The sequence below is a fragment of the Stenotrophomonas sp. NPDC077659 genome (assembly GCF_050268705.1).
Taxonomy (GTDB): domain Bacteria; phylum Pseudomonadota; class Gammaproteobacteria; order Xanthomonadales; family Xanthomonadaceae; genus Stenotrophomonas.
This window is the reverse complement of sequence record NZ_JBNNHG010000020.1, coordinates 35,478-41,379: the sequence shown is the minus strand read 5'-3', so window position 1 is coordinate 41,379 and position 5,902 is coordinate 35,478. Positions and strand designations below refer to the sequence as shown.

The 5,902-nt window shown below is 65.4% G+C and carries 5 protein-coding genes; 2 read left to right on the top strand and 3 right to left on the bottom strand.

The annotated features are described in order from the left end of the window. The coding region (locus tag ACQKDV_RS05115; RefSeq protein ID WP_427782703.1) for an MFS transporter at positions 1-667 on the bottom strand (667 nt) is incomplete at its 3' end. Between the two features lie 46 nt (positions 668-713). Further along, positions 714-2,141 carry a DcaP family trimeric outer membrane transporter gene (locus tag ACQKDV_RS05110; protein ID WP_427782702.1) on the bottom strand — a complete coding sequence of 476 codons (1,428 nt, stop codon included), beginning with the start codon at positions 2,139-2,141 and terminating at the stop codon, positions 714-716. Between the two features lie 244 nt (positions 2,142-2,385). On the opposite strand from ACQKDV_RS05110, the gene acs reads away from it, so the two are divergent. Beyond that, entirely contained in the window at positions 2,386-4,329 is a 1,944-nt protein-coding gene (acs, locus tag ACQKDV_RS05105) for an acetate--CoA ligase (protein WP_427782701.1), read from the top strand. An 81-nt stretch (positions 4,330-4,410) separates the two neighbouring features. After that, the gene (locus tag ACQKDV_RS05100) at positions 4,411-5,076 is read left to right on the top strand and encodes a response regulator transcription factor (RefSeq protein ID WP_005411662.1); all 666 of its coding nucleotides are present in this window, start codon (positions 4,411-4,413) and stop codon (positions 5,074-5,076) included. Between the two features lie 174 nt (positions 5,077-5,250). Here ACQKDV_RS05100 and ACQKDV_RS05095 read toward each other — a convergent pair whose 3' ends face one another. Beyond that, positions 5,251-5,706 (bottom strand): REP-associated tyrosine transposase, encoded by a 456-nt coding sequence (locus ACQKDV_RS05095; protein ID WP_427782700.1) that lies wholly within the window; start codon positions 5,704-5,706, stop codon positions 5,251-5,253. Positions 5,707-5,902: the final 196 nt, after the last annotated feature.

The window sequence follows — 5,902 nt, the reverse complement described above, 5'->3', positions numbered from 1 at the left end:
ACAGCGGCGATTCGCTCAGCTGCAGGCGGATCCACACCGACACGCCCAGCAGCAGGATCGAGACCAGGAACGGGATGCGCCAGCCCCAGGCTTCGAAGGCTTCGTTGCCCAGGAAGTAGCGGCACGCCAGGATGATCAGCAGCGACATGAACAGACCGAGCGTGGCCGTGCACTGGATGAAGCTGGTGTACAGGCCGCGCTTGTCGTCCGGCGCGTGTTCTGCCACGTAGGTGGCGGCACCGCCGTACTCACCGCCCATGGCCAGGCCCTGGGCCAGGCGCAGCACGATCAGGATGACCGGAGCGGCAAAACCAATCGTGGCGTAGTTGGGCAGCACGCCGACCAGGAAGGTCGAGATGCCCATGATGAGGATGGTGACCAGGAAGGTGTACTTGCGGCCGATGCGGTCGCCGAGGCTGCCGAAGAAGGCCGCGCCGAACGGGCGCACGAAGAAGCCCGCAGCGAACGCCAGCAGGGCGAAGATCATGCCCGTGGTTTCGTTGACGCCACTGAAGAACTGCTTGGCGATGATGGCCGCGAGCGAGCCATACAGGAAGAAGTCATACCACTCGAACACCGTGCCGAGGCTCGATGCGAAGATGACCTTTTTATGGCCTTTGGTCAGGCTGCCCGCAGCGTTGTGCGCGGTACCGGGTGTGCTGGACATGAGACGATTTCCCCTTGGTAGGTGCCGACCCTTGGTCGGCACTCATTCAAAAACTGTATTTGGTGGTGAACTGCACGCGGTTGATGTCACCCTTGCGGCCGTCCTCGATCTCACGCACGCCGTACATGTACTCGGCACCGACATCGACCTTGGGCATCGGCGTGTAGAAGATGTTGCCGCGGATGCTCTGCACGCTCTTGGTCACCAGCGGCCCCAGGCTGCCATCGTTGTCGTAGTCGCTGCGGGCATAGATCAGGTTGGTGCGCAGCTTCGGGGTGAAGGCATGGCGCCAGCCCACGTAGCCGGCCAGCACGCCGGTCGGGTTCAGTTCGTCGCGGGCGATGTCATAGGCGGTATCGGCGGTGACACCCAGGCCGATGTAACGCGCGATGCCTTCGCCACCGGTCAGCTGGTAATGCAGCGAATCGCTGCCACCCATCACCCACTTGCCTCCCAGGGTCAGGCCGCCGGCCACCTTGTCGGCCTTGGCGCCGGTGGCCTGGTTGTCGACCTTCAACTGGCGGACGATGCCGCCGACGCCGAAGGTGCCCCAGTCGCCCTTCCATCCATAACGCATCGTCAGATCGGGCAGGCTGCCGCGGTCGGAGTTGGCGCTGGCGTTGGTCCACGCGCCGGTGACCGGGTTGCGGGTACCGGTGAGGGTGGTGGTTTCCGGGTTTTCCAGGGCAACGCTGAAGCCGCCCTGGGTGTAGCGCACCTGCGCCTGGCGCACGAACACCACGCCGTCGGTCGGGCCGACGAAGTCCACCGCCTCAGGCAGCGCGCCGGCATCCATGAAGTTGGACCAGGTCTGGCCGGCCAGCCAGTTGTTCCAGTACATGTAGGCGTGGCGCAGGGTCACGCCGTAAGTATTGGTGGCGGTCTGGTTGCCCAGCGAATTGCCGAAGAAATCCATTTCGAAGAACGCGCCGGCCTTGTTGCCCGATTCGCTGACGTTGTCGATGCCGATGTTGAAGCGCGAGAACTTGGCGTGGGCGTTGTAGTCCACGTCCGAGCGCTTGCCCGAACCACCGGCACCGGCCACCGGGGTCTGGCCCGGCAGGTACAGTGCGCGGCCGGTAGCATCGTCGGCCAGCTGGCCATCGCCGGTCTGCGTGGCCAGGAAGTCGGCCTTGATGAAGCCGCCGATCTTGACCGTGGTGCCCGGCGCGGCGCCCGGGGTGATGGTGGTGACCTGGATCGGCTGCTTGCCGGCGGGCACCTGTGCTGCCGGCTTCTGCTCGGCCTGCACGGCGCGGACGTCGGTCACCACCTGCTGGGTCTGGACGATCTGGGTCTGTTGCTGCTGCTGCGACGACAGCAGTGCCTGGACCTGGCGTTCCAGCTCGGCAACGCGTGCTTCCAGCGCTTTCTCTTTGGCGGTTTCTGCAAACGCCATGCCCGGTGCGACCAGGGCGACCAACAGGCAGGCCGCCAAAGGTGTGCGCACGGCTTTCAACGTACGGTGGCTCATGTTGCCCTCTCTCCCAAGTGGCAAGGTGATGCCGCGCGTGGGGCACGGTCGAGCCGAGACTGCGGGGCGTTTATGTATAGCGGTATTCGCCATTGGTCGAACCCGGGCCTGCAACGCGCCGACTTTCGACCATGGTCTAAGCGCAGCGGTAACGCGACCGGGGGTGGATGGGGCAAACTGATGGCGGAGGGTCGTTGCGATGCTGCGACCGCACATACAAAGTCAACGTGCAAGTGAGGGTGCCATGGCTGATATCTACCCCGTCGATCCGCAGTTCGCCGCCAAGGCACGCATCGACAAGACGTCCTACCAGCAGCAGTACCAGGCCTCGGTGTCCGACCCGGATGCGTTCTGGGGCAAGGCCGCCGAGCGGCTGGACTGGATGCGCAGGCCGACGAAGATCAAGAACGTCAGCTACGACCTGGCCGATTTCCACATCAAGTGGTTCGAGGACGGCGAGCTCAACGCCAGCGTGAACTGCCTGGACCGCCAGCTGGACACGCGCGGTGACAAGACCGCCCTGCTGTTCGAGCCGGACAGCCCGGATGCGCCGGCCCAGCACGTGACCTATCGCGAGCTGTACGAGCGCACCTGCCGCCTCGGCAATGCGCTGCGCAACCTGGGCGTCAGGAAGGGCGACCGGGTCACCATCTACCTGCCGATGATCGTCGACGCCGCCGTTGCCATGCTGGCCTGCGCGCGCATCGGTGCGATCCACTCGGTGGTGTTCGGCGGCTTTGCCCCGAACTCGATTGCCGACCGCGTGAGCGACTGCCAGAGCAAGCTCATCATCACCGCCGACGAAGGCCTGCGTGGCGGCCGGAAGATTCCGCTGAAGGCCAACGTCGATGCCGCGCTGAAGCTGCCGGGGACCAATACGGTGGAGACCGTGCTGGTGGTGCGCCACACCGGCGGCGCGGTGGACATGCAGGCCCCGCGTGACCGCTGGTTCCACGACGTGGTGGACAGCCAGCCGTCCACCTGCGAACCCGAGCGCATGAATGCGGAAGACCCGCTGTTCATCCTCTACACCTCCGGTTCCACCGGCAAGCCGAAGGGCGTGCTGCACACCACCGGCGGCTACCTGCTGTACGCGGCCTACACCCATGAAGCGGTGTTCGACCTGCGTGAGGATGACATCTACTGGTGCACCGCCGACGTCGGCTGGGTCACCGGCCACAGCTACATCGTGTACGGCCCGCTGGCCAACGGTGCCACCTCGCTGATGTTCGAGGGCGTGCCCAACTACCCGGACACTTCGCGCTTCTGGAACGTCATCGACAAGCACAAGGTGTCGATCTTCTACACCGCTCCCACCGCCATCCGCGCCCTGATGCGCGAGGGCGAGGAACCGGTGAAGAAGACCTCGCGCGCTTCGCTGCGCCTGCTGGGCAGCGTCGGCGAGCCGATCAACCCGGAAGCCTGGCGCTGGTACTACGAGGTGGTGGGCGACAGTCGGTGCCCGATCGTCGATACCTGGTGGCAGACCGAGACCGGCGGCATCCTCATCTCGCCGCTGGCCGGCGCGATGGATCTCAAGCCGGGTTCGGCCACCCTGCCCTTCTTCGGCGTGCAGCCGGCGCTGGTCAATGCCGATGGCGAGATCCAGGAGGGCCCGACTGAGGGCAACCTGATCATCCGTGATTCCTGGCCGGGCCAGATGCGCACGGTGTACGGCGACCACCAGCGTTTCATAGACACTTACTTCCGCACCTACCCCGGCAGCTACTTCACCGGTGATGGTTGCCGCCGCGATGAGGACGGCTACTACTGGATCACCGGTCGCGTGGACGATGTCATCAACGTGTCCGGCCACCGCATCGGCACCGCCGAAGTGGAGAGCGCGCTGGTCTCGCACCCGAAGGTGGCCGAGGCGGCCGTGGTCGGCTTCCCGCACGACGTCAAGGGCCAGGGCATCTACGCCTATGTGACCCTGGTGGCCGACGAAGCCCCCAGCGACGAACTGCACAGGGAACTGGTGGCGTGGGTGCGCAAGGAAATCGGCCCCATCGCCACGCCCGACCACCTGCAGTGGGCGCCAGGCCTGCCCAAGACCCGCTCGGGCAAGATCATGCGCCGCATCCTGCGCAAGATCGCCGAGAACGCGCCGGACCAGCTCGGCGACACCTCGACCCTGGCCGATCCGTCGGTGGTGGCGTCGCTGGTGGACGAGCGCAAGGTGCGCTGACGTACGACCCGGGGTCGGAGCCCTTTCCGCAAGGAAAGGGCTCCGACCCCATCTGCTTTCCCCCACGGTTCCCCCCGACCCATGACCACCCTCCTGATTGCCGATGACCACCCGCTGTTCCGCGAAGCCCTGCGCGGCGCCGTGCAGCGGGTCATCCCCGGCGTGCAGCTGTTCGAGGCCGACAGCGTGGAAGCGCTGTATGCGCTGGCCGACCAGCACAACGACGCCGACCTGGTCCTGATGGACCTCAACATGCCCGGCGCGCAGGGATTCAACGCGCTGGTGCACATGCGCTCGCTGCACCCGCACCTGCCGGTGGTGGTGGTATCCGCACGCGAAGAAGCGACCGTGATGCGCCGCGCGCTCGACCATGGCGCGCTGGGCTTCATTCCGAAGTCGGCCGACTCGGACACCATCGGCCACGCGCTTGGCACGATCCTCGACGGCGAAACCTGGGCACCGCCGGAAGCACATAACGTGCCGCCGACCGAACGCGAAGAACGCGAGGTCGGCCAGCGCCTGCGCGAACTGACCCCACAGCAGTTCCGCGTGCTGCAGATGCTCGGCGCGGGCCGTTTGAACAAGCAGATCGCCTACGATCTCAACGTTTCCGAAGCGACGATCAAAGCGCATGTCACCGCCATCCTGCGCAAGCTGGGCGTGACCAACCGCACCCAGGCCGTATTGATGGCCGGCAAACTGGCCATCGACGACGACGCCATCGTATTGCCGCCGGAAGAAGACTGAACGCAGGACGCTGCGGCACCCGCCGTTGTAGAGCCGAGCCCATGCTCGGCTGCATTTTGCCAAAGACCGCGCTGCGCGCATGAGCCGAGCTCAGGCTCGGCTCTACAGGATTACGCGGCACGTGCTGTTGTAGAGCCGAGCCCATGCTCGGCTGCGATTCGCCTGAGAACCGAGCTACTCCTGCAGAGGCCACCTGCTCCAGGCATGCGGGTACTCGCCCAGATACGTAGCCAACCCCGCACGAACCGGATTGCCTGCAATGTACATCGCCTGCGCGCGCAGACATTCATCGCTGCGCAGGGCGTGGTCGTAGTACCCCGGCTGCCAGATCGGCGCGTTGGCATCAACGCGCCTGGCGATGGCCCGTCCACTCCTGGACTTGAGAATCTGCATGCATCCAGCGAGTGTTCCGTGGCGCAGCTCGATCAACCAGTGCAGATGGTCCGGCATGATCACCCAGGCCAGTGAGCATGTCCGACCTGTACGCTCGACCGTGCGTAGTGCCTCGACCAGCAGATCGGCGTTGGCTCCATCGTGGAACCAGCCCCGACGCGCATGTGTCACAGTCGTGATCGCATAGACATTGCCGGTCTGCGACCACCGGCCAATATGGAGTGCGGGGCTGGACATGACCGAAGACTATGCTGCGGCTCACAGCGTCTCCATCAGTGCACCACCGCTCGGCCTGTCAGCCAATGTCCCGCTGTAGCGCCGAGCCCATGCTCGGCTGCTTTTTGCGTGAAACCCGCGCTACGCGCGCAAGCCGAGCACAGGCTCGGCTCTACAGGACTTCGCGGCACCTGCTTTTGTAGAGCCGAGCCTACGC

Bases quoted from the DNA above. Each gene is read 5' to 3' on its own strand.
- ACQKDV_RS05100 (WP_005411662.1), top strand. From the start codon at position 4,411: ATGACCACCCTCCTGATTGCCGATGACCACCCGCTGTTCCGCGAAGCC.
- ACQKDV_RS05095 (WP_427782700.1), bottom strand. From the start codon at position 5,706: ATGTCCAGCCCCGCACTCCATATTGGCCGGTGGTCGCAGACCGGCAAT.
- ACQKDV_RS05110 (WP_427782702.1), bottom strand. From the start codon at position 2,141: ATGAGCCACCGTACGTTGAAAGCCGTGCGCACACCTTTGGCGGCCTGC.
- acs (WP_427782701.1), top strand. From the start codon at position 2,386: ATGGCTGATATCTACCCCGTCGATCCGCAGTTCGCCGCCAAGGCACGC.